The following is a 24259-nucleotide window of genomic DNA, read 5'->3' as shown; positions in this document are numbered from 1 at the left end:
TAAAGGGTTTTTATCCACAGGCTGAGCGCAGGCAGGCGACTTGGTGGATTTGTGGCCGAAAAGACTCGCCTTTTCGGCCCTTGGTCACGAGACGGACGCGTATGTCAGCGTTGACCCCGCGCCATAAATGCAAGGCGTTCGAACAGGTGCACATCCTGTTCGTTCTTGAGCAATGCCCCGTGCAGTTTTGGCAAAGCGCTGGCCCCGTCGGATTTGAGGTCTTCGGCGCTCATATCCTCGGCCAGAAGCAGCTTGAGCCAGTCCAGCACTTCGGAGGTCGAGGGTTTCTTTTTCAGCCCCTGTTGATCGCGGATTTCGAAGAACTGGGTGAGGGCGGTTGTGAGCAGGCTTTCTTTGATGCCGGGGTGATGGACAGCCACGATCTGCTTCATCGTCTCGACGTCCGGAAAGCGGATGTAGTGGAAGAAACAACGGCGCAGGAAAGCGTCGGGCAGTTCTTTTTCGTTGTTGGAGGTGATGATCACAACGGGCCGCTGGCGGGCCTGAATGGTCTTGCCGGTCTCGTAGACGAAGAACTCCATCTTATCGAGCTCTTGCAAGAGGTCATTGGGGAATTCAATGTCGGCCTTGTCGATTTCGTCGATCAGCAGAACGACTTTTTCGTCCGCCTCGAACGCCTCCCACAGCTTGCCCTTCTTGATGTAGTTGGACACTTCGTGGACCTTGTCCTCGCCCAGTTGGCTGTCGCGCAGACGGCTGACCGCGTCATATTCATAAAGGCCCTGCTGCGCCCGCGTGGTGGATTTGATGTTCCATTCAATGAGCCGCAGACCAAGGCCCCGCGCCACCTGTTTGGCCAGTTCAGTCTTGCCTGTGCCGGGCTCGCCCTTGACCAGCAGGGGGCGTTCTAATGTGACGGCGGCGTTGACCGCGATTGTCAGGTCGTCGGTGGCGACATAGGCGTCTGTGCCTTGGAATTTCATGTAAGATCACCTTGTTGGCGGAACGTGTTCATCACGATGCTTTTAGCCAATCTGGTGCGGGAATGGGTAGTGACAATCCGCGATGCCTCGGATAGACGCTGCGGCAGGGAGCTGATTGGGGCATCACTTAGGAAACCTTGGGAGATTCCATGGGGAACGTCAGTCGCATCGAGGGGAAGCAAATGAAACAGGAAGTGTTCCTGCCGGACGATTATCGTCCCGCAGAAGACGAGCCGTTCATGAATGAACGGCAGGTTGAGTATTTTCGCCGTAAATTGCTGAATTGGAAATCCGAGCTGATGGCGGGCAGCAAGGACACCATCGAAGGGCTGCAGGACGGGACGCGTAACATCCCCGATGTGGCGGATCGTGCGTCCGAAGAAACCGACCGCGCGCTTGAGTTGCGCACCCGGGACCGGCAACGCAAACTGGTGTCCAAGATCGACAGCGCGCTGCGCCGGATCGACGAGGGCGAATACGGATATTGCAATGTGACAGGCGAGCCAATTTCGCTCAAGCGACTGGATGCACGTCCTATTGCGACCATGAGCCTTGAGGCGCAAGAGCGTCACGAGCGCCGCGAAAAGGTGCATCGCGACGACTGATCGGACGACCGACCGATCACTATGCGTATTGTATGGGTTTGGGGCAGTCGTTGCCCCAGACTACATATTTGGCCCGAAAACTGTGCGTTTTCGTTCTGTGCGCGCCTTAGCCCACTGTCGACAAACGGTTGCAAGTTAACCTTTTTTCGGTGCCCTTGCCGGTTTAGGCAACGAATACTCCAGAAAATGGGTCTTGGCTGACCGTTTGCACTGCCGTTGACCGTTGTTCCGGCGGCCCGGCTCAAGGTGTGCTGAACCCTGATCGGCCCCAGGACAAAAGTCAGCTTTGACCCCATCCTTCCGGCCTTTTGCAAACCGGCGTGCGTGACACACGCGACCCCCTCTATCCGTCGCGTCCGGGCTCGTCTGGATTGCTGGAATACAGTGCGATCTTGTTGCCTTGCGGATCGCGCAAATAGCCAACATAAAAATTTGCTCCATAGGACGCGCGAAAGCCCGGTTGGCCTTCGTCAGAACCACCAGCGGCAAGCGCTGCGGCGTGAAGATCACGCACCTGGCTTTGGCTGCGCGCCTCGAACGCAACCATGTTGCCGTTCCCGGCCACAGCCGGACGTCCATTGAACGGCTTCTTGACGTAGAAATCAGGCAACATCGGGGATTGGCCCGGCTCCACTGGCAGCGAGTAGCTCAGATCCCCATGATATTCTTCCAGCCCGTATCCAAGGGCTGGCAGGAACGCTGAGTAGAACCGCTCCGCCCGCGCCATGTCGTCCGCACCAACCGTGACATAGGCAATCATTCTGTGTGTTTCCCTTTTTGGACGTTTCGGTTTGCGTCTACCATGCTTCGACGCGCCAAGACACAGTTCGGACCATGAGGCGCTGCATGTTCAATCTCTTGCGCATAGTGCAATTTGAGGCCCGTTTCCGTTATACATCCGCGGGCACCAACATGTTGACGCCGACCGTACACTGACCCGCGCCTGCCCATTTCGGCTCAACGCAAAACCTCTGCAGTCAGGCCGGTTTCCCTCCAGCTTTCGACAAGGTGCGCTCTTTTTATGTTGTGTTCTGCGCGCGCTCCACTTTTCCTGACCCTGATCTAATGCAGGAGATGCCAGCCATGACGCACCGAAAGCTCTACCTTGGTCCGCTGACCGACAACAGGCGTTGGGATATGGTCACCATCCGGCCCGACGATGTGTTTGTCGTGACGCCGCCCAAATGCGGCACGACATGGATGCAGACCATCGTAGCTCTTCTGCTGTCAGGCGATCCGGAGGTGGAGCCGGAATTGTCCGTAAAGATGCCGTGGGTCGATATTCGCATCCGCGAGATGTCGGATGTGGCGGCGCGGCTTGAGGCCATGACCCACCGCCGCAGTATGAAAAGTCACACGCCGATGGACGGTCTGCCCTTGCATGATCAGGCGCAGTATATCTGCGTGTTCCGTCATCCGCTTGATGCGCATCTTTCGATGCGCAAACACATGCGCAACATTCCCATGCCGTGGTTCGACCACTGGTATCCCGAGGACGATGTGGAGGGTGTCACATTCCGCCGTTTTCTGGACGGCGGGGCAGAGGGGTTTGATGGCGATGCCATGCCGCTTGCGCACATCCTGCAGCACTACAAGGCGGCCAAGGCGCTGTCAGACCGCCCGAACGTGTCGCTGTTTCACTATGCGGACATGAAGCGGGATCTGGCGGGCGTGTTCGCGAGCCTGTCACATCAGTTGGGCACGCCGCATCCGCAGGATGTCATGGAGCGTCTGGTGGAGGCCGCAACCTTTGATCACATGAAGCAGAATGCGGACCGCTATGCGCCGTCGGGCGGCAAAGGGTTCTTCAAATCCGACACGGCCTTTTTTCAAAGTGGCACCAATGGGCAGTGGCAGGGTGTGCTGAGCGATGCAGAGGTCGCGGCCTATGACGCCATGATGGATGCGCATCTGACGCCAGAGGACCGGGCGTGGTTGGAGAACGGTGCCGCCGGATGACGGCCTGAATTGCTACACTATGGCCCGGTGCAGCATGCCGAACAGATCGCGCGGGTCGTCGGGGTCGGCCAGCAAGTCCAGCGGGTGGAAATAAGGGGTGCCATCGATCCGGTCGCGGACGTAGCGAAGGGCTGAGAAATCCTCGATCGCGAAGCCGACGCTGTCGAAGATCGTGATCTGTTTGGCTGAGGTGCGGCCCGGAGCCTTGCCTGCCAGCACCTGCCAGATTTCTGTGACCGGATGGTCGTCGGGCAGTTGCTGGATATCGCCCTCTACCCGCGTCTGGGGCGGGTATTCGACGAAGATGTCGCCGCGTTGCAGGATGGCAGGCGCGATTTCGGTCTTGCCGGGGCAGTCGCCGCCGATGGCGTTGATGTGCACACCTTCACCGACCATGTTGTCCGTCAGAATGGTGGCATAGGCCTTGTCCGCTGTGCAGGTGGTGAGGATTTGGGCGCCTTCAATCGCCTCTTCCGCCGTTGTGCAGGCCGTGACTTGCAGGCCGGTACCGTTGAGGTTTGCAGCGCATTTGGCGGTGGCGGCTGGATCGGTGTCGTAGAGCCGGACATGCGTGACCCCGGCGATGGCCTGCATGGCGACGGACTGAAATTCGGACTGCGCGCCATTGCCGATCATCGCCATGGTGGTGGCCCCTTTGGGCGCGAGTGCGCGGGCGACCATGGCCGAGGTGGCGGCGGTGCGCAAGGCGGTGAGCATTGTCATTTCCGTCAGCAGGACCGGATAGCCGGTGTTCACGTCTGCCAGCAGGCCGAAGGCGGTGACCGTTTGCAGGCCGTCGGCGGTGTTCTTGGGGTGGCCGTTGACGTATTTGAAGCCGTAGGTTTCGCCGTCTGATGTGGGCATGAGTTCAATCACGCCTTCAGCGGAATGGGAGGCGACGCGGGGGGTCTTGTCGAACAGCTCCCACCGTTTGAAGTCGTCCTCGATGTAGTCGGCCAGCCCGCGCAGCATGTTCTGGACCCCGATATGGTGGATCAGCTGCATCATGTGATCGACAGAGACGAAGGGCACGAGGGCCTTGTCGGAAGGTTGCATGTTCTGTCCTTTCAATAGGCGCGGGTGGGGCGGTCGAAGACGCGGCGGCCGAAGGCGGAGGCCACGAGGTCCACCATCAGTTGTGCTGTGCGGCCGCGTTCGTCGAGGAAGGGGTTGAGTTCCACGATGTCGAGTGAGGTCATGAGGCCGCTGTCGCAGATCATCTCCATCACCAGATGCGCTTCGCGGATGGTGGCGCCGCCGGGAACGGTGGTGCCGACGGCGGGGGCGACGGACGGGTCGAGGAAATCGACGTCGAGTGAAACGTGGAGGAGGCCGCTTGCCTTTGTCACTCGGTCGAGGAAGGCGGCAAGTGGTTTGGCGATGCCGTGTTCGTCGATGTGGCGCATATCGACATAGATGACGTCTGTTTGTTCGATGGCGGCGCGTTCTTCGGCGTCAACGGAGCGGAGGCCCAGCATGGCGATTTGGTCGTGCGATACGGGGTTCGGAATGTCCGGGAAGCCATCGAACCCGTCGCGGCCCGTGACATAGCCGACGGGGGTGCCGTGCAGGTTGCCCGACGCCGTGGTGGCGGGCGTGTGGTAGTCGGTATGCGCGTCGAGCCAGAGGACGAAGAGGGGGCGGTTTGCCTTGGCGGCAGCGTTGGCGGCACCTCGCACCGTGCCGAGGGCGAGGGCGTGGTCGCCGCCCATGAAGATGGGGACGGTGTTTGTATCTGTGGCTTCGGCCACGTCGGACAGCGCTTGGGTCCAGGCGATGGTTTCCTGTGGCGCGTGCAGGTGGGTGTCTTGCGTTTCGGTGAAAGTGGCGGGGGTCACGTTGCCTTTGTCCGTGACGTGGTGCCCGAGGTCTGTGAGTGCGTCCGCCAGACCTGCGGTGCGCAGGGCGTCGGGGCCCATAAGGCAGCCTTGGCGGCGTTTGCCGCAGTCCATCGGCGCGCCGATCAGGTGAATGGTTTGGGGTGTCATAGGAGGACCTCGGTTTTGCTTGGGCCTGACATCTGATCAAAACGTGACGTGGACAAGCGGACAGATTGTACGTATCGGAGCTTCATTGATCAAAACGGATGCTGATATGGACGATATAGACAACAGATTGATCGCGGCGCTGCGCCATGATGCGCGGGCATCGCTGTCCGACCTGTCGACCCGGCTGGGATTGTCCCGCACGACTGTGCGCACCCGGATCGAAAAGTTGCAGGCGCGGGGTGATATCGTGGGCTTTACCGTCGTGCTGAAGGCGGACACGGCGCGCGACCCGGTGCGGGGGCTGATGATGATCGGGATCGAGAGGCGCGGGACCGAGCGCATCATTCGCCAACTGGGTGGCATGATCGAGGTGCGCGAGATCCATTCGACCAATGGCCGATGGGATGTGATTGTGGAGATCGGGACTGAGACCTTGGAGCAGTTCGACGATGTGCTGTTCCGCATCCGTCGCTTGGACGGGGTGGTGGCGAGTGAAACGTCGCTGCTGCTGTCTACGCGGAAGTCGGCTTAGTCCGCAGGGCGGCGATCCAGATGGCGGCCAGCGCAAGCGAAATCACCATGTTCCAGCCGGCCATGCTGAGACCCGCGAGTTGCCACGCGATCTCGTCACAGCGGATCAGCGGCGCTGCCATGATCTGATCGAACAGGGCATCCGGGTCGATGCTGTCGACGGCCCCGGCAGAGCAGCTTGTGGGGCCTTGCCACCAGCCTTGTTCGACGCCGACATGGTAGCCGCCGATCGCTGCTGTGGTAAGGGCGGCCAATGCGCCGAGGGCGATGAGGGCCGGAAGTGGCACGAACAGGGCGAGTGCCCCAAGCGCGATGGCGACGGCGTGTGGGTAGCGTTGCCAGATACACATTTTGCATGGTGCGTAGCCCAGGGCCTGAAAGACGAATGCGCCCCCCAACAGCAAGGCGGACCCGAGGGCAGCAAGGGCGATGAGGCGTTGGCGTGTCAGGGTCATAGGCCGATCCAAGTCTTGATCAGGCTGGCGAGCGTCGCGCCTGCAATGATAAGGGTGCCGATCCAGGCTGTGCCGAGAATTGTTCCGATAAGTACAAGCACGCCATCGCGCTGCAAGAGGCCCATGGCGACGATGACAACGGCAAAACCGGGCACCGTGTTGGTGCCGGGCAAAGGCACAAGGATCGAGGCGCTGAACAGCACAAGGCCAAGGCCCACTAGCCTGTCCATCGGGGCGTGGGTCAGGGCGGATAAACGCGGACGGCTGAACGCTTCGATGCGTTTCAACCAAGGAGCGGACCTGCGCGACAGATTGCCAAGTCCGTCGGTTGAGACGGTCCGTGCGCTGAGCTTGCTGGGCAACCATGGCACGCGGCGTCCCAGTAGTATCTGTCCCGACACAAACATAAGAGGCAAAGCGACGATCTGCGGAAGACCATAGAGGAAAGGAATACAGCAGGGCAGCGCCAGAATGAGCAGGAACAACCCAAAAGCGCGTTCGTGCAGCTGCGCGAGAATCCAGTTCAGAGATACTGCTTCGCCATCTGAGTCCGATACCAATTGCGCGAGCCGATCCGAGATCGCCATGTCCTGCGGTATCGACGCCACGATGTTTAAAACTCCTGTGCTGCGGGCATCGCGTATCAAATCATCACTGGGTGTGCCAGTGCCCGGAATGAGCGACGTAAAAAATGTCGCTCATAGCGGTCCAGCGCCGCTTGCCCATGACGATACCCCGGTGTAGAGAAGCGGCGAGGCCCAAGTGGCGGAATGGTAGACGCAGGGGATTCAAAATCCCCCGCCTTTGCGGGCGTGCCGGTTCGAGTCCGGCCTTGGGTACCAGCCTCGACTTTCCAGAAAGATGCACGAAAACCTTGTAAAAGTGCGTGACGCTGGATGGCGTCATTCGGCGCGGTGAAGGTCGGTCGATTCGTGGAGACATCTCGGTTTGTCCGCGCTCCGGCCCCTGTTTTATATTTCTTTCAAGATTGACCCCAGTTCGTGAACGTATGTTGCCTTGGAAAAGACGCATTCCCGTCAAATATGACGCAGGGTTAATTGGTGCCGACCTCGAAACCAGACGTTGTGCGGCGCAGTAGGCGAGAAACCGCCTAAACCTTTGAGATAAAGCAATTTAGGTGACTTGCCGCGCATACTGCAACGAATAGCGCAGGCAGAAATTCAATCAGTGGTAGTGAGATTGTTCACGACAACCCCGCCAAACAGGGCGAACATGCGTTGAAACTGACATTTTTCAGACATTTTTCCCTTTTTTTGCATCAAACCTGTCCGTAAGAACATTCTTGCCCAACTGGGGGGCGATGTCTGTAGGTCATGGGGGCGACCGCACAAGACGCACTGACAAAGTGCGGGTGATGTGTGTGTTCGCTGTGTTGCCAAGCAACCGCTGATGCGCGTGTGTGTCGGATCAATTCCGATGTGTGCGTCAGCGCGGTCCGATATTCTCCCTCTTTTTGTTCAGGCGTGCATGTGGGTCGCCCAGTACCGCTGCATCGCTTCGTCATGGGTGAAGAGTGAGTAGTGAATGTTGGAGACGTAACCGATGTGCCGAGTGCTGCACGAACTGGCCCCCGAGACACCCGATAGAAAACGCGTTGTCCAAGGACGGTCCACGCCCGCATCCAGCGCTCACTCAGTAATTTGCCCGATCGCGTTGCGTGCTGCGCGCAACCCCGTCTAGGAGACCAGCCCCATGACAAAGTTTATTGATTTCAATGCCCTCGCCGCCGGAACTGTAGTGGATAACGCGTTTTCTGCCGATGGGGTGACGATCTCTGCCACGGGCGGGGCTGACCAGGCGATGATTTTTGACACTGCCAATCCGACGGGTGGTGACGGGGACCTTGCAAGTACCAATTTGAACAACGCGCTGATCATCTCCGAGGATGGTGACAGCAGTGATCCGGACGACAACGGGTCTGGCGGCACGCTGACCTTCGCTTTTGATGAACCGGCTTTTATCAACCGCCTCACGTTTTTGGATATCGAGGAAGGCGCCGAAGTTCGTTTTTTCGACATAAACGGTCACGAGATCAAAACGGTAAGAGTGCATGACACCGACAACAACGGACAGTCCATCGTGGATTTCGACGTTGATGGTGTGGCCCGGATGGAAGTTGAACTGAATGGATCGGGCGCGATCGACAATCTGGTTTTTGACACAAGCGGATTGGACGGTGTTGTCGAGGGTGACAATGACGCCAACCTGATTGACGCAGCGTATGACGAGGATCCAGAGGGCGACAGCATTGACGCCAATGACCAGGTTCTGCCGGGCGAGGGCCGCGACGATGATATCGTAGATGCGTTTGGTGGTGACGATACTGTCAAATCGGGTGATGCCGATGACGAGATTTTTGGTGGATCCGGCAATGACAGCGTGTTGGCGGGCGATGGCGACGACATTATCTATGGCGACAGCAACTATGCAGGTCCCAGCGCAGGTGTGTTCGAGCGGGAAGTGTTCGAGTGGGAAAAGTCGCCCTTTGGGGATGACAACGATTTGGGCAGCTTTACCCAGACCACCGGCAATGTGGATGTTTCGTTTAGCGTTCTGAACCAATCCGCCGCGGCAGCAACCATCCAATCGGATGTTGATCAGAACATCCAGAACATCGACGGCGACGGTGATCGCATCGACGACAACAGTTCGCTTGATAGCTTGCTGAATGGAAACGGAAATTCGGCAGACTATCGCCTCGATTTTTCCGCTCCGGTCGAGGATGTGTCCTTCCGTATCAATGATATTGACGGCGATGGCGTCGTCCGTGTGACCGCCTTTGACGCCGCAGGTGCGCAGATTGTTGTGAATCTTGAAGGTGGTAGCCGTCTGACACTTCTCGACACCGATGGTGTGGCCGGCAACGACACTGCCGACAGCAACGGCGGTTATCTGGACGACACATCGGAAGAATACTCGCTGCTGGTCAGCATTCCCGGCCCGGTGGCGCGCATTGTCATCGAGCATGAGCAGGATGGCGGCAACAATTCGGGCATCAACATCACTGATGTCTATTTCGATGCCCCCATCATTGATGATGGCGAAGATGGCAATGACACTCTGCAGGGCGGTGTCGGCGACGACACGATCTTTGGCGAAGGCGGCGACGACACGCTCAAGGGCGAGGACGGGAACGATTCGCTTGTGGGTGGTGACGGCAATGATCGTCTGGAAGGCGGCAAGGACAATGACCTGTTGGATGGCGGCGCCGGTCGCGATGTTCTGATTGGCGGTTCGGGCAATGACACGGCTTTGGGCGGTGACGGCAATGACGAGATTTGGGTCGGCTCCGGACATGATTCCGTTGATGGCGGCAACGATGACGACTGGATCCATGGTCAGGCTGGCGATGATACCCTGAACGGTGATGCTGGCGCTGACATGGTTTTTGGCGAAGGCGGTGACGATGTCATTTCGGGTGGTGCCGGGTCAGACCTGCTGAGCGGCGGCGATGACGCCGACACCATTTTTGGCGGTGCAGGCGACACTGTCGATGGTGGGGCTGGCGGATTTGATGCCAATCCCGCCCTGAACACTGACCTTGATGTTCTGGACCTGACCGGACAGGGGCCCTTTTTCCTTGATGATGTCACACCGGACAGCAATGGCAACGGTATCAACGGGACAGTTGTCTTTGTGGATGGCGATGGTAATCCGAACGGTTTGACCCTGTCCTTTACCGAGATTGAAGAGGTCATCGGTGACGAGATCAACCGCGGCCCCGATGCAGTTGACGACACCGCACAGGTGGACGAGGACGGCAGTGTCGTAATCGACGTGTTGGGCAATGACACTGATCCCGATAGCGATCCGCTGCGCGTGACCGATGCGACGTCGCCCGATGGGGACGTAACCGTCAACGCCGATGGCACGATCACATTTGAGCCGACTGAGAATTTCAACGGTCCGACCACCATCACCTACACCATCACTGACGATAATGGCGGCGAAGACACCGCAACCGTCGATGTTACAGTGAACCCCGTCAATGACGCGCCGGATGCCGTCAATGATGCAGTTACCACGGACGAAGACACGCCCATAACCATAGATGCGCTCGACAACGACACCGACGTGGATGGCGACGACCTGACCATCACCGGGGCCTCTGTTCCCGCCGAACAGGGCACGGTCGAGATTGTGGGCAATGAGCTGCTGTTCACACCTGCCGAGAACTTCAATGGTGACGCGACCATCTCGTATTCCATCTCGGACGGAAATGGGGGCACCGACACGGCGGACATTGTCGTCACTGTCACTCCGGTCAATGACGATCCCGTGGCTGTTGATGATCTGGCCGACACGATGGAAGACGAGGCCGTTGTCATCGACCTGATCGACAACGACACCGACGTGGATGGCGACCCGCTGACCATCGGCACCGTGAGCGTGCCGCCGGAACAAGGCGAAGTTATAAACAATGGCGACGGCACCGTCACCTTTACCCCTGCGCCGAACTTCAACGGCACGGCGACCATCGATTACACCGTGATTGACGGGCAGGGCGGCGAGGATGATGGCCAGGCCATTGTCAATGTGGGTGCGGTCAATGATGGGCCTGACGCGGTCGATGATACGGCCACCACGGACGAAGACACGCCTGTTACCATCGACGTGCTGGACAACGACGCCGACCCAGATAGCGACCCGCTGACCATCACCGGCGCGTCCGTGCCTGCCGATCAGGGCACGGTCGAGGTCGTGGGCAACGAGTTGCTGTTCACGCCTGCCGAGAACTTCAACGGCGACGCAACCATCACCTACTCCATCACCGACGGAAATGGTGGCACCGACACGGCTGAAGTGGCCGTGACCGTGACCCCTGTGAACGACGATCCGGTGGCTGTGGACGATATCGAAACCACGGACGAGGACGTGGCCGTTGTCGTGGACCTGCTGGGCAATGACACCGATGTCGATGGCGACGACCTGAGCATCGGGTCGCTGTCTGTGGACCTCGCCGAAGGGTCGGTTGTGGACAATGGCGACGGCACCGTCACCTTTACACCCGCGCCAAACTTCAACGGCCCGGCCACAATCACCTACACTGTGATCGACGGGAACGGCGGCGAGGACACCGGAGAAGCGGTTGTGTCCGTGGGTGCGGTCAATGACGGCCCTGTCGCCAATGACGACGCAGCCACCACCGACGAAGACACGCCCATCACTGTGGACGTGCTTGACAACGACACAGACGATGACGGCGACGCGCTGACCATCACATCGGCCACTGTGCCTGCCGAACAGGGCACCGTTGAGATTGTGGGCAACGAACTGCTGTTCACCCCGGCCGAGAATTTCAACGGCGAAGCTACGGTCACCTACACCATCACTGATGGCAACGGTGGCAATGACACCGCTGATCTGGTGATCACGGTGAACCCCGTAAACGACGCCCCTGACGCGGTCGATGATGCAGAGACCACTCCGTTCAACACGCCAGTGACCATCCCTGTCCTCGACAATGACACAGATGTGGACGGCGACGCCCTACGCGTGATCGAGGCAACCTCGCCTGACGGTGACGTGGTTATCAACGGTGACGGCACGCTGACCTTTACGCCCAATGACGGGTTCGAGGGCGAGGCAACCATCGACTACACCGTCACGGACGACAATGGTGGCGAAGACAGCGTTGTTGTGACCGTGACCGTGGAAGAGAACCCGCTGGACGGCATCGTTGAAGGCACTGACGAAGGCGAGTTGATCGATGAAGACTATGACGGCGATCCCGAAGGGGACGTGGTTGATGGTGGCGACAACATCTTCTCGGATGATCCCGAAGACGGAGATGATGACATCATCGAAGCGGGTGGCGGTGACGACACCGTTATCGCAGGTGACGGCGACGACAGCGTGGACGGTGGTGACGGCAATGACCTGATCGATACCGGAAACGGCGACCTGGCACCTGATCTGGGCTTCCCGAATGACGATGGCACGCCTGTGCCGGGCTTCCCGTTCGGGTTCCCCGCAGATGATGATCCCAATGACGACCTCGACTTCGTTGATGGCGGCGCAGGTAACGACACGATCAGCACGGGCGACGATGCCGACACCATTGTGGGCGGCACCGGCGACGACGTGATTGATGGCGGCATCGACGATGACGAAATCAGCGGCGATGACGGCACCGACCGGATTGTGGGTGGCGAGGGCAATGATCTAATCGAAGGCGGGACCGGTGACGATACCATCTTTGCCGGCAATGACCCCGATCTGGGTCTGGACCAGCTGAACATCGAAGATGACGGGTCCAACCCGATCTTCCCGGCGGACCCGCGTCCCGACAACGGTATGGACACAGTGTTCGGCGGCGACGGCAACGACCTGATCTTCGGTGCGGACGACGATGACGAGTTGTTCGGTGAAGAAGGCAACGACACCATCTTTGGTGAAATCGACGACGATCTGATCGACGGTGGTGTCGGTGAAGACAGCCTGTTGGGCGGGCAGGGCAATGACACCATCGAAGGCGGTGAGGGCAATGATTTCATCGACGGTGGTGGTCAGGCCGACACGCTGAACGGCGGCGAAGGCAACGACACCATCTTTGGTGACAACGGTGCAGACGTAATCGACGGCGGTGCCGGCAACGATGTGATCGACGGTGGCACTGGCGACGACACGCTGAACGGTGGCGCTGGCAATGACGACATAACAGGATCAACCGGCGACGACGTGATTGACGGCGGCGCTGGCAATGACACGATTGACGGCGGCAATGGTGGGGCGGACATCATGTCCGGCGGCGACGACCGCGACACGTTCATCAATGTCGATGCGGGCGAAACCGTGGATGGCAACGAAGGCGGCGACGACTTCGATACGCTGGATCTGCGTGGATCTGCGCCGAACAATGGCTCGCTTCAGGTGGTCGAGGATTTCCCCGGTGCCGAAAGCGGTGTGGTCAATTACTTCGATCAGAACGGCGATCCCGCGGGACAGCTGACGTACACCAACATCGAGAACATCATTCCGTGCTTTACCCCCGGCACCTTGATTGCGACCCCGATGGGCGAGCGCCGTGTCGAGGATCTGAAAACAGGCGATCGGGTCATCACCCGCGACAACGGTATTCAGGAAATCCGCTGGGTGGGGCATCGCGCCATGTCGGGCGAAGAACTGGCCCGCGCAGAACACCTGCGTCCGGTTCTGATCCAGAAAGGTGCGTTGGGGAACGGTCTGCCAGAGCGTGACATGCTTGTGTCACCCCAGCACCGTGTCCTGATGGCCAGCGACAAAACGGCTCTGTACTTTGACGAAAGCGAAGTGCTGGTGGCGGCCAAACACCTGACGGCTATGGATGGCATCGACGTGGTGGAGGTGTCGGGCACCACGTATATCCATGTGATGTTCGAGCATCACGAGGTGATCCTGTCCGATGGCGCTTGGACGGAAAGCTTCCAACCAGGTGACATGACCCTCGGGGCTATGGCTGACGCGCAACGCGCAGAGATACTGGAGCTGTTCCCCGAATTGGAGACAACTGAAGGTGTCAATGCCTACGCGGCGGCCCGTCGGAGCCTGAAGAAGCACGAAGCGCGGTTGCTCACGCAGTAACCGCGACGCGCAGAACGCGCGAATTATGCAGCACCTCGCGATTGATTCGCGGGGGCGCAGGAGACGGGGCAGGGGGCTGCATCCCGTTTTTTGTGTTTAATGCAGGATAGGGTGCACAATTGTTTCCATTACGGTACCGTATGGTGCTGCAATGCGGCATCTTTGTGCAATAAATGTGACGAGGTTTACCTTCTTCGGAATTTTCCCCCTGAATAATACTCCACTTTGAATTAAACCCGGCCTGAGTTGTTAGATCTGTGGGGGCAGATCGAAGCTTCGAAGAAATACAAGTACGTGAAGGGCAGCTGCCATGGCCGATATCGACGGAACGTCAAACAACGATACCGTGCAGGGAACGAACGAAGACGACACAATTCAGGCCTTTAACGGGCAGGATTTGGTATCCGGCGAGGGCGGCGACGACAGCATTCTGGGTGGCGGCGGCAACGACACTCTGTTTGGCGACGTCGGCGAAGGTACGGCCCCCGGCAACGACGCCACCCCGTTGGTGATTTCCCGTAGCAACCGCGTGACATCCAACGACAACAACAACGATGCTGGTGACATTGCTGTCTACCGAAACGTTGCTCAACTGGAAGACGGCACGCAGGTCTCTGCCCGCATCGTGCTTGTGTCAAAGTCCGACCCGAACCTGACTGTGGATTTGTCCGGTCCAACCGGCGCCGAAATTCTGATGAATGGCAGTGGAACGGGCGACACCGCCAGTTTCCGGATGGAGTTCTTCATCCCGGACAGCCCGAACGCGACGACGGGCACGCCGGTGTCGTTAAATTCGACCGCGACCGTTAACGACCTGGACCGCAATCGCGTCGGTGATCAGGAATCCGTCACCATTGACGCCAACAGCTTTACCGCTTTTGCCACCAGCAGCGACACGTCACTGAATGTGACCCAGAGCGGCGGCACAGTGACGGCGGCGGGCTCCGAGCAGAATAATCCGAGCGATCAGGACGCGTGGTTCTCCGCCTCGTTCGAGAACCGTGAATTCATCGAGTTCACGCTTGAGGCTCGGACAACCAATTCCGGCTTCTCCTTCTCTGGTGACCTGATTGACGATGTCGTCGTCACGCCCATTGATGCGGGTGATGACACGATTGATGGCGGTGCCGGGCAAGACGTGATTTTCGGCCAGGGTGGTGATGACAGCCTGGCTGGCGGTCGCGGCGACGACACCGTTGACGGTGGCGAAGGCGATGACGTGCTGGACGGTGGCCAGGGCCAGGATGAGCTGACGGGCGGCGCAGGCGACGACACGCTGACCGGTGGCACGGGCGACGACACATTGTTGGGCGGCGCGGGCGAAGATCTGATTACCCTTGGCCCGGATAACGATCAGGCCGAAGGGGGCACCGGGTCTGACCGGTTCATTTTTGACGGGCTTGGAAACCACAATATCGTTGGCGGCGAAGACGCTGATGGGTCCGACATCGATGTGCTGGATCTGTCGGGGGTACGCGCCAACGTCTTGCCGGACGGTCCGGGATCGGAGTCCGGGACAGTCGAGTTGCTGGATGACAACGGAAACGTGGCCCGCCGCGTGACCTATTCCGAGATTGAGCAGATCATCATCTGCTTCACTCCCGGAACGCGCATTGCGACGCCGAAGGGTGAGATCGCAGTCGAACGGCTACGTGCCGGGGACAAAGTGTTCACCCGTGACAACGGTGCACAGACCTTGCGCTGGGTTGGCCGCCGTGACCTGACACCCGATGAGATGCGCGGGCATGACACTTTCCAGCCTGTGTTGATCCGTCAGGGTGCGTTGGGCAAGGGCTTGCCAGAGCGGGACATGCTTGTATCGCCGCAACACCGGATGCTGGTGAATTCTGACTTGGCCGAGGTGATGTTCGAAGAACGCGAAGTGCTGATTGCGGCCAAGCACCTGACCGGCCTAGATGGCGTGGATCAGGTGGAAACGGGCGCTGTAAGCTACCTGCACCTGATGTTCGATCAGCACGAGGTGGTTTTGGCCGATGGGGCTTGGTCCGAGAGCTTCCAGCCGGGAGACCATTCGCTGCGCGGTATTGGTGCGGACCAGCGGGCCGAGGTTCTGACCCTTTTCCCGGAGCTGGAAACGCTTGCGGGGTTGGACAGCTATGGCTCTGCCCGGGTGTCGTTGAAGCGGCACGAAGCACAGATCCTGGTGGATCGTCTCAGGTGATCTGACGGGCCGCGCGCCATGCGGCCCAATCTTCCGGTGTATCAAGATCGAGCCTTGCCCGGTTGCCTTGCAGCGGGACAAGATGCACGCGGGTGCCTGCGCTTTGGACCACGCCGCGCCCTCCATCATCGCCGGACAGCTTTGAAATTGCTGGGAAAAGGCTGTGGTGAAACACGATCGGGTGCCCACCTTGACCGTCCGCAGTCGCCCCGCGCCAGATGAGCGCGTCGGGGGCGTCCTGCACTGCGTTTTGGACGGCGCGCAGGTCGTCTGCGCTGATGTCGGGCAAGTCTGCGAGCAGGAGCATGGCGTACGGTTCGGTGCGGAGTGTGTCGAAAATGGTGCGCAGGCTGGCCCCCATGCCTTCGTCAGCATCAGGAACGATTACGCAGCGCGCACCAGATTTGGCTGCAATGGCGTGTCTTGGGTGTGGGGCAGGTGGCAGGGCCACGCGCACGTCGTGGCTAATGGATTGTGCCATTGCGATTTGCCGGGCGAGCAGAGGTTCGCCGTCCACGCGTTCCAGCAGCTTGTCGCGGCCGCGCATGCGGGACGACGATCCGGCGGCGAGGATGAGGATGGGCATCATATCGGGACCGTATGCGCGTGTCGGCGGTGCTGCAACACTCGGAGGGGAGCTTTGCCCGGCAGGCTGCGCCTCCCCTTGAATTTATTGGAAGTGCGAAGAAAGGGCTAGCCGCGCATGCGGGTCCCGTCTGGATCGAACAGAGGGGTGGTCACAAGGGTGGCACTGCGCATTTGACCGAGGATTTCGATATGAACCTGCAGGCCGTTTGTTATGTGTTGGCTGGGCAGGAAGCCAAGGGCGACGGACGTGTCTGTATGGTGTGAGTAGCCGCCCGAGGTGCAGAAGCCGACGACCTTGTCGTTGAGCCAGATGGGTTCGTAGCCTTGAACGTCGGCATCGTCCGCGTCCACGGCGCAGAGACGTCTCCCAGTACCTGTTGCACGTTCGGCTTCGGCGGCGTTGCGACCGATGAAGTCGGTGTTTTTCGACCAGGCGATAAAACGGTCCATGCCGGTTTCCGCCGCAGTGTAGTCGGGGGAGTATTCGCTCAGCCATGAACCGAAGAACTTGTCGAGCCTGAGTGACATCATCGCCCGCATCCCGAAGGGCGTGATGCTGTGTGCTTGACCTGCCTCCCACAGCGTCCACCAAAGCTGGCGTTGGGCCATGGGGTCACAGTAGATTTCAAAGCCCAAATCGCCGGTGTAGCTGACCCGTTGCACGATGCAGTCAGTCGTGCCGACGGTGAGGTGGCGTACATCGAGAAAGCGCATATCGGAGATGTCGGTGCGCGTGCAGGCCCGCAATACGTCGCGGGCGCGTGGCCCTGCCAGTTGAAAGCCGTTGCGATTGTCGCTGATATTTTCAACTGTTACGCCGGTTTCTTCGTGTTGCTTGAAGTGGCGCATGTGGACGGCTTGCGCGCCGTAGCTGGCGGTGAGTTGGAAGTCCGCCTCACTCGGGCAGGACATGGTGAAGTCTCCGATGAGCCTCCCCTTGGCACTGAGCATTGGCGTGAGCGAGACGCGCCCTGGCTGTGGTACGCGACCCGCCATGATGTGGTCGAGCCACGCACGAGCGTTTGGGCCAGTGATGCGGTATTTGCCGAAATTGTGCACCTCATTGATACCGACGTTTGAGCGGACGGCGCGGACCTCGCGCGCGGTGGCGGCGAAGGCGTCTGAGCGGCGGAAGGATGGGGTTTCATAGGATGGCTCGCCGTCTTGGGCGTAGTAGTTTGCCACCTCCAGCCCGTATTGCTGACCCCAGACAGCGCCCATGTCGGTGAAAATGTCGTACATCGGTGTTGTGCGGTTCGGGCGTGCCGCGGGCAGTTCCTCGTTCGGGTAGGCGACGGAAAAGCGTTTTTGGTAGTTTTCGATGACCTTTGGGCGGGTGTAGCCGGGGCTGATCCAGTCCCCGAAGCGGGCGACGTCCATCGCAGTTACGTCGCGTTCGCACTCGCCTTCGATCATCCATTGGGCCAGCATGAGACCAACGCCGCCCCCTTGGGAGAAGCCCGCCATGACGCCGCAGGCCGACCAGTAGTTGCGCAAGCCCGGCACGGGGCCGACCAGCGGGTTGCCGTCGGGGGCGAAGGTGAAGGGGCCGTGGATGACGGATTTGATGCCGGCGGTTTCCAGCACGGGGAAGCGTTTGTAGGCAAAGGCGATGCTGTCTTCGATCTTGTCGAAATCATCGGGCAGGAGTTCGTGGCCGAAGCTCCATGGGGTGCCGTCAACGGCCCAAGGACGGCACTTTTGTTCGTAAAAGCCGATGCAGAGGCCGCGGCCCTCTTGCCGGAGATAACTTTCGCCCGCCGGGTCCATCACGTGCGGGTGTTCGGCGTCGCGATTGTAGATGTCCGCGATCTCGTCGGTGACGATGTACTGGTGTTCCATCGGGTGCAGAGGCAGGTAGACGCCCGCCATGGCCCCCACTTCGCGCGCCCAGAGGCCACCCGCGTTGACTACGTGTTCGGCGTGGATGGTGCCCTTGTCCGTGACCACGTCCCATGTGCCGTCCGCGCGCTGGCTGGTGTCATGCACCATGGTGTGGGTGTGAATTGTGGCACCCCCCATGCGCGCTGCCTTGGCATAGGCGTGGGTGGTGCCGGAGGGATCAAGATGGCCGTCGAGCGGGTCGTAGAGCGCGCCAATGATGCCATCCGTGTTGGTGATGGGGGCGATTTTAGTGATGTCTTCGGGGCCGACGATTTCGGTCTCCAGCCCCATGAAGCGATGCTTGGCGCGTTCGGCCAGCAGCATGTCGAAGCGGTCCTGATTGTCTGCCAGGGTGATCCCGCCCACGTGGTGCAGGCCGCAGGACATGCCGGTGATCTGTTCCAACTCCTTATAAAGCTTGATGGTGTAGCCCTGAAGGGCGGCCATATTGGTGTCGCCGTTAAGTGTGTGAAACCCACCCGCGGCGTGCCATGTGCTGCCCGAGGTCAGCTCAAACCGTTCCAGGAGCATCACATCGGACCACCCCAGCTTGGTCAGGTGATACAGGACGGAGGCACCAACGACGCCGCCGCCGATGACGGCGACACGGGTTGTGGTTTGCATGAGGCGGGCCTTTCCAAGCGGGGCGAAATGGCCCCTGTGGCCGAGTTTATTTGGCAAGATGATGGTGCGGGCTGGTCATCTGCGACATGATCTGTCGGTAATGGGAACGGCTTGGCCCAAGGAACGTTTGCACGACATGGAATTTCTGAAACACCTGCCCAAGACTGCGGTGGCGTTGATCCGGCACTATGGTCGAAAACTGTGGGTACGGGTGGCGGCAATGGGCCTCTTTGCCTTTGTCGCACTGGCAATGAGCCAGTTGATCGAACCGCTGGTGCCGCAGGATATGGCAACGACGCTTCCGGGGTCGGCAGCGGACCGGCTGTTGAACCTGATTGCCAATGCGATGCTTGCGGTGACAACGTTTTCGCTGACCGTTATGGTGAGCGTTTACCAATCCTCATCCACTCAATGGACGCCGCGTGTGCATCAGTTGATCATGCAGGATGCGGTCACGCAGAACACGCTGGCGGCTTTTATCGGCGCCTATGTCTATGCGCTTGTAGCGATCGTGCTGCGTGAGATCGGCATTTACGTGGATGACCGGGCGCTTGTGCTGTTCTGGCTGACCGTTCTTGTTTTGGCCTTTGTGGTGTGGTCTCTCATCCGATGGACACTGCATTTGCAGACGCTTGGGTCGTTGATCGACACGACCCGGCAGTTGGAAACGATCACGCAACAGCAGTTTCAGGAACGGCTGGAAACACCGTGTCTGGGCGCGTGTCCATGGACGGGCGATCTGCCGGAGGATGCGTGGTCTGTGCCGTCAAGTGACAGCGGCTATTTGCAGTATCTGTATCCCGAGGCTTTGCAGGAAGCCGCCGCGGAGCACGATGTGACACTGTATTTCCTTTGCAGCATTGGCAGCTTTGTCTTTGTGAACGAACCGCTTGTCTGGGTGATGGGGGATCCCGACGACAAGGACGCGCTGATCAAGGACGTGCAGCGTTTGGCAGTAATTGGCGATGTTCGTACCTACGATCAGGACCCCCGGTTCGGCCTGCTCGTCATGTCCGAGATCGGGTCCAAGGCGCTCTCGCCCGGTGTCAACGACCCGGGCACCGCCATTGACGTCCTCAACCGGTCGGCGCGCATTCTGTCGCTTTATCAGGACGAAACCGCCGGGGACGCCGCGCCCGAGCATGACAGATTGCACGTGCCGCCGCTGGATCCTGTCGATCTGATTGTCGATGCCTTTGCAGGAATTGCCCGCGACGGGGCAGGTGAGGTCGAAGTGCAGCAGCGTTTGCAGCGCGTCATGGCCGGTTTGATGCACCACCCTGACGAAGGCTTGAGCAATGCCGCGCGCGATCTGGGTTCAGAATTTCTGGATCGCGCAAAGGAGGCGATTACGTGGGAGCCAGACCGCAATCGGTTGATCGCCAAAGCGGCGGAACGCATCCGGGACTAATCGCGCATCCTTATCCGCCAGCGACGTGATATGTCGCGCGTGGGCAACCGGGGTGCCGGAGCGGCGCGCAGTTTGGGCAGCAGCGAAACCACTGCAAGGGCATCTCCATGCACACCCACGCACAGGCCGTCGTGATCGGCGGCGGCGTCATCGGCTGTTCCATTCTGTATCATCTGACCAAGCTGGGCTGGACCGATGTGATCCTGCTGGAACGGGACGAATTGACCTCCGGTTCGACTTGGCATGCTGCGGCGAACATTCATGGGCTGCATGACAGCACAAATATCAGCCGCATCCAGCACTACACGATGGGTCTGTATAAAGAGTTGGAGCAGGAGACCGGTCAGGGCTGTGGCGTGTTTCAGCCGGGATCACTTTATCTGGCCCAGACGGAGGCGCGCGAACATCAGCTGCGGTTGCAGGCGGCCAAAGCCAAGCTTTATGGCATGAACTTCCACGAGATTGATCGGGCCGAAGCCGAGCGGTTGCATCCGCTGGTCGATTATGACGGCATTCGCTGCATCATGTGGGAACCGGATGGCGGCAATGTGGACCCCAGCGGTGTGACCAACGCCTATGCCGCCGGTGCGCGCCAGAATGGGGCAGAGATTGTGCGGTTCTGCCCGGTGACCGGGACCGAACAGCAGCCAGATGGGACGTGGATCGTGCGGACCGAGAAAGGCGATATTGCAACCCCTTGGGTGGTGAATGCCGCTGGTCTGTGGGGCCGTGAGGTGGCGGCTTTGGCGGGGCTTGAGTTGCCGTTGCAGCCCACGGAACACCAGTATTTCGTGACCGAGACCATTGCCGAAGTGGCTGCCATGGATCGGCGCTTACCTTCTGTCGCTGACCGGGACGGGGAGTACTACCTGCGTCAGGAAGGGCAGGGGTTGCTTGTGGGTGCCTACGAAAAGGACGTGCGCTTCTGGGCGGAGGATGGCACGCCGCAGGGCTTTGGCCATGAGTTGTTTGCCGACGATCTGGAGCGGATCGAAGAAAACATGATGCGCGCCATTGACCGGGTGCCGGTGGTGGGCACTGCCGGGATCAAGCGAGTGATCAACGGGCCGATGATCTGGTCTCCAGATTCCAATGTGCTGTTTGGACCCGTGCCTGAGCTACAGGGCTATTTCTGCTGCAACGGGATCATTCCAGGCTTTTCCCAGTCGGGTGGGATGGGCCTGCTGGCAGCGCAGTGGATGGTCGAGGGCGAAACCAAGTACGACATGTTTGCATGGGACATGGCCCGGTTCGGGACGTGGGCCGGCAAAGCGTTCACCAAGGCGCGTGTGGGTGATCAATACGCGCACCGGTTCAAGATCCACTTCCCCGGCGAAGAACGAGAGGCGGGGCGCCCCGTGCGCACCCGGCCCGCGCATGACATGCAAGTGTCGATGGGGGCCAAGATGGGCCTGAATTTCGGCTGGGAACATCCGCTTTACTTTGGCGATGTCGAGGACACCGCCGGATTCACCCGCCAACCGTGGTTCGATGTCGTGGGCGCCGAGGCGCGGATGCTGCGGGACCGGGGCGGGATCATCGATATCTCGAACTTCGCAAAATATGTCTGCAAGGGGCCGGGGGCGGAAGACTGGTTGAACGCCGTCTTTGCCAATCGGATGCCGCGTGTTGTGGGCCGGTCCTGCTTGACGCCACTTATTGGCAAGCGCGGCGGCATTGCCGGGGACTTCACCGTGACGCGATTGGCCGAGCACGAGTTCTGGATCATCGGGTCGGGAATGGCCGAGCGATATCACCAGCGCTTCTTCAGACAGGTGCCGCTGCCTGCGGGCACCACGTTCGAAAGTCAGACAGAGGCGGTCTGCGGCTTCAACGTGGCGGGGCCGGACAGCCGGGCGATGCTGCAACGCATGACCAATGCGTCGCTGGCCACCGAGGATTTCCCATTCATGCGGTCGCAGCGGATTGATCTGGCCGGGGTCGAGGTGCTGGCGCTGCGGGTGTCCTTTACCGGCGATCTGGGGTGGGAACTGCATTGCAGAACAGAGGATCAGGTACGGCTTTACTCTGCTCTGATCGAGGCAGGGGCCGAGATGGGCATCGGTCCGGTGGGCAGCCGCGCGTTGATGAGCCTGCGAGTCGAGAAGGGCTATGGCTCATGGAGCCGAGAGTATAGTCCTGAGTACTGGCCGCAGGAGGTGGGGCTGGACCGGTTGGTGAAGCTGGACCAGGATTTCCTGAATAAACATGCGGTTGCGGATGTGATGCAGCAACCTGCGCGCGAATCATTGGTGCTGTTGCAGCTTGATGCTGCCGATACGGATGCGTCTGGTGCGGATGCGACGGGAGGTGAGCCAATTTTTCGTGATGGCAAGGGGATCGGTCGCGTGACGTCAGGGGCCTATGGCTACAGTGTCGGAATGAGCCTGGCACTAGGCTATGTCACCGATGCGGGACCGGGCGACCGGGTGCAAGTGATGGTATTGGGGCGTCCACACGGCGCAATAATACTGGAAAAACCGCCATTTGACGCGGACGGGACGCGACTGCGCGCATAGGGTCCGGGGTGGAAAGCAAATGGGCAGGCGCAAGAGCGTGCTGAGCGAAAATGGCCCAAACTGACGCTGGACCCACCTTCACCTGCACCCTGTGACAGGCCTTGGTGCTGCGTTTACTCTATTTAGCGTCACATGCTAAAGAACGTATATGTTGGGGAACATATACGACCACGAAGTGCAGGTTTATGTCTCGAATGGCAGCCGTGTGCACTTCACGATACGTGAAATGCACGAGCTTTACACGTCATGGCAGATGTGGGTTCTCGTCATGGTTGGTTTCATGATCATGGCAACGGGGCACCCGGTAACACTACCGCAATTTGACAACTATTGGCTGCGGTTGGGCTTCTGGTTCGTGGCGCTGTTTACCTATCTGATCCTGTCGATGGGCTATGCGTTGATCAGTTGCCGCCTTTGGCGGGCCCTTTTTGGCGGGCCGATCCCGTTGATTATTCTGTCCTCGCCGCTGGTTCTTGCATCGACCTATTTGACCTCCGCCGTGTTGACGGTTCTGTTTGAGCCGGGCAATCCGCCGTTCGGTGGGATGACTTGGCAAATGAATCTGCGCAACGTGCTTGTGGCGCATGTCTTCGAAACGGTGGCGTTGCTGTGGCTCCTGCCGGCACAACGAGAGCGCAAGGTGCTGTCCGGGCCCGCACGCGCCATAGCGCTGGCGGGTCGAACATTGTCCCTGTCCCGGATCGCCCGCGTCAAAGCAGCGGAGCACTACCTTGAAATTCATACCCCCGACGGCGTTGAAATCATGCGGGAGCGTATGGCCACGTTTTTGGAACAAGTCAGCCCGGAGGACGGTATTCAGACCCACAGGTCGCATTGGGTGGCGCGGCACACCGCGCGCTCGTTGTCCGGATCAAAGTTGACCCTGACCGACGGAGAGACGATCCCCGTTGCGCGCGGCAGGCTGGAGAAAGTGCGCACTTGGGTCGATGCGCATGCGGATGTGGGGGAGCCGGCGTATTGAACG

The 24259-nt window shown here is 59.8% G+C and carries 16 protein-coding genes and 1 tRNA gene; 9 read left to right on the top strand and 8 right to left on the bottom strand.

The features are described 5' to 3' along the window. Window positions 1-104: 104 nt before the first annotated feature. Window positions 105-944: a MoxR family ATPase gene (locus tag Q1A32_RS12020; RefSeq protein WP_299653418.1), complete on the bottom strand. Its 840-nt coding sequence runs from the start codon at window positions 942-944 to the stop codon at window positions 105-107. A gap of 182 nt (window positions 945-1126) precedes the next feature. Between Q1A32_RS12020 and dksA the strand changes: the two genes are divergently transcribed. After that, window positions 1127-1549: an RNA polymerase-binding protein DksA gene (gene dksA / locus Q1A32_RS12015; RefSeq protein WP_299614383.1), complete on the top strand. Its 423-nt coding sequence runs from the start codon at window positions 1127-1129 to the stop codon at window positions 1547-1549. Window positions 1550-1892: 343 nt separating this feature from the next. Here dksA and Q1A32_RS12010 read toward each other — a convergent pair whose 3' ends face one another. Further along, window positions 1893-2309, bottom strand: a complete 417-nt coding sequence (locus tag Q1A32_RS12010; protein ID WP_299653416.1) for a VOC family protein — start codon at window positions 2307-2309, stop codon at window positions 1893-1895. A 323-nt stretch (window positions 2310-2632) separates the two neighbouring features. On the opposite strand from Q1A32_RS12010, the gene Q1A32_RS12005 reads away from it, so the two are divergent. Beyond that, complete coding sequence (locus Q1A32_RS12005) at window positions 2633-3508, top strand: sulfotransferase domain-containing protein (protein WP_299653414.1); 876 nt, start codon at window positions 2633-2635, stop codon at window positions 3506-3508. A gap of 12 nt (window positions 3509-3520) precedes the next feature. Here Q1A32_RS12005 and Q1A32_RS12000 read toward each other — a convergent pair whose 3' ends face one another. Further along, on the bottom strand, window positions 3521-4564 hold the full coding sequence (locus Q1A32_RS12000) for an ornithine cyclodeaminase (protein WP_299653412.1): 1044 nt from the start codon (window positions 4562-4564) through the stop codon (window positions 3521-3523). An 11-nt stretch (window positions 4565-4575) separates the two neighbouring features. Then, complete coding sequence (rocF, locus tag Q1A32_RS11995) at window positions 4576-5496, bottom strand: arginase (protein ID WP_299653409.1); 921 nt, start codon at window positions 5494-5496, stop codon at window positions 4576-4578. Window positions 5497-5602: 106 nt separating this feature from the next. On the opposite strand from rocF, the gene Q1A32_RS11990 reads away from it, so the two are divergent. After that, on the top strand, window positions 5603-6028 hold the full coding sequence (locus Q1A32_RS11990; protein ID WP_299653407.1) for an Lrp/AsnC family transcriptional regulator: 426 nt from the start codon (window positions 5603-5605) through the stop codon (window positions 6026-6028). On the opposite strand, the gene Q1A32_RS11985 is transcribed toward Q1A32_RS11990, so the two are convergent. Continuing rightward, window positions 6009-6482, bottom strand: coding sequence for a disulfide bond formation protein B (locus Q1A32_RS11985; protein ID WP_299653405.1), 474 nt, complete (start codon window positions 6480-6482; stop codon window positions 6009-6011). The two genes, Q1A32_RS11990 and Q1A32_RS11985, sit on opposite strands and share 20 nt — an antisense overlap. Next, window positions 6479-7090, bottom strand: coding sequence for an exopolysaccharide biosynthesis protein (locus tag Q1A32_RS11980; RefSeq protein WP_299653403.1), 612 nt, complete (start codon window positions 7088-7090; stop codon window positions 6479-6481). The genes Q1A32_RS11985 and Q1A32_RS11980 overlap by 4 nt, the downstream gene beginning before the upstream one ends. Window positions 7091-7238: 148 nt before the next feature. Between Q1A32_RS11980 and Q1A32_RS11975 the strand changes: the two genes are divergently transcribed. The 3 genes from Q1A32_RS11975 (at window position 7239) to Q1A32_RS11965 (ending at window position 16248) form a co-directional block, all read left to right on the top strand. Next, window positions 7239-7324: transfer RNA gene (locus Q1A32_RS11975), tRNA-Leu, on the top strand. Window positions 7325-8195: 871 nt separating this feature from the next. Continuing rightward, window positions 8196-14066, top strand: coding sequence for a cadherin-like domain-containing protein (locus Q1A32_RS11970; RefSeq protein WP_299653401.1), 5871 nt, complete (start codon window positions 8196-8198; stop codon window positions 14064-14066). A 310-nt stretch (window positions 14067-14376) separates the two neighbouring features. After that, window positions 14377-16248, top strand: coding sequence for a Hint domain-containing protein (locus Q1A32_RS11965; protein ID WP_299653357.1), 1872 nt, complete (start codon window positions 14377-14379; stop codon window positions 16246-16248). Here Q1A32_RS11965 and Q1A32_RS11960 read toward each other — a convergent pair. After that, window positions 16241-16837 carry a nucleotidyltransferase family protein gene (locus Q1A32_RS11960; protein WP_299653354.1) on the bottom strand — a complete coding sequence of 199 codons (597 nt, stop codon included), beginning with the start codon at window positions 16835-16837 and terminating at the stop codon, window positions 16241-16243. The genes Q1A32_RS11965 and Q1A32_RS11960 overlap by 8 nt on opposite strands. Window positions 16838-16941: 104 nt before the next feature. After that, complete coding sequence (locus Q1A32_RS11955; protein WP_299653351.1) at window positions 16942-19344, bottom strand: FAD-dependent oxidoreductase; 2403 nt, start codon at window positions 19342-19344, stop codon at window positions 16942-16944. Window positions 19345-19480: 136 nt separating this feature from the next. Between Q1A32_RS11955 and Q1A32_RS11950 the strand changes: the two genes are divergently transcribed. From Q1A32_RS11950 to Q1A32_RS11940, 3 genes are all read left to right on the top strand, one after another. Beyond that, window positions 19481-20755: a DUF2254 domain-containing protein gene (locus Q1A32_RS11950; RefSeq protein ID WP_299653348.1), complete on the top strand. Its 1275-nt coding sequence runs from the start codon at window positions 19481-19483 to the stop codon at window positions 20753-20755. Window positions 20756-20862: 107 nt separating this feature from the next. Further along, the gene (locus Q1A32_RS11945; protein ID WP_299653345.1) at window positions 20863-23274 is read left to right on the top strand and encodes an FAD-dependent oxidoreductase; all 2412 of its coding nucleotides are present in this window, start codon (window positions 20863-20865) and stop codon (window positions 23272-23274) included. A gap of 148 nt (window positions 23275-23422) precedes the next feature. Then, window positions 23423-24256, top strand: a complete 834-nt coding sequence (locus Q1A32_RS11940) for a LytTR family DNA-binding domain-containing protein (protein WP_299653342.1) — start codon at window positions 23423-23425, stop codon at window positions 24254-24256. The last annotated feature ends 3 nt before the right edge of the window (window positions 24257-24259 follow it).

It is taken from the genome of uncultured Tateyamaria sp. (genome assembly GCF_947503415.1).
Lineage (GTDB): Bacteria > Pseudomonadota > Alphaproteobacteria > Rhodobacterales > Rhodobacteraceae > Tateyamaria.
Note: the sequence above shows the minus strand (reverse complement) of the source record. Positions and strands in the feature narration are given on the sequence as shown.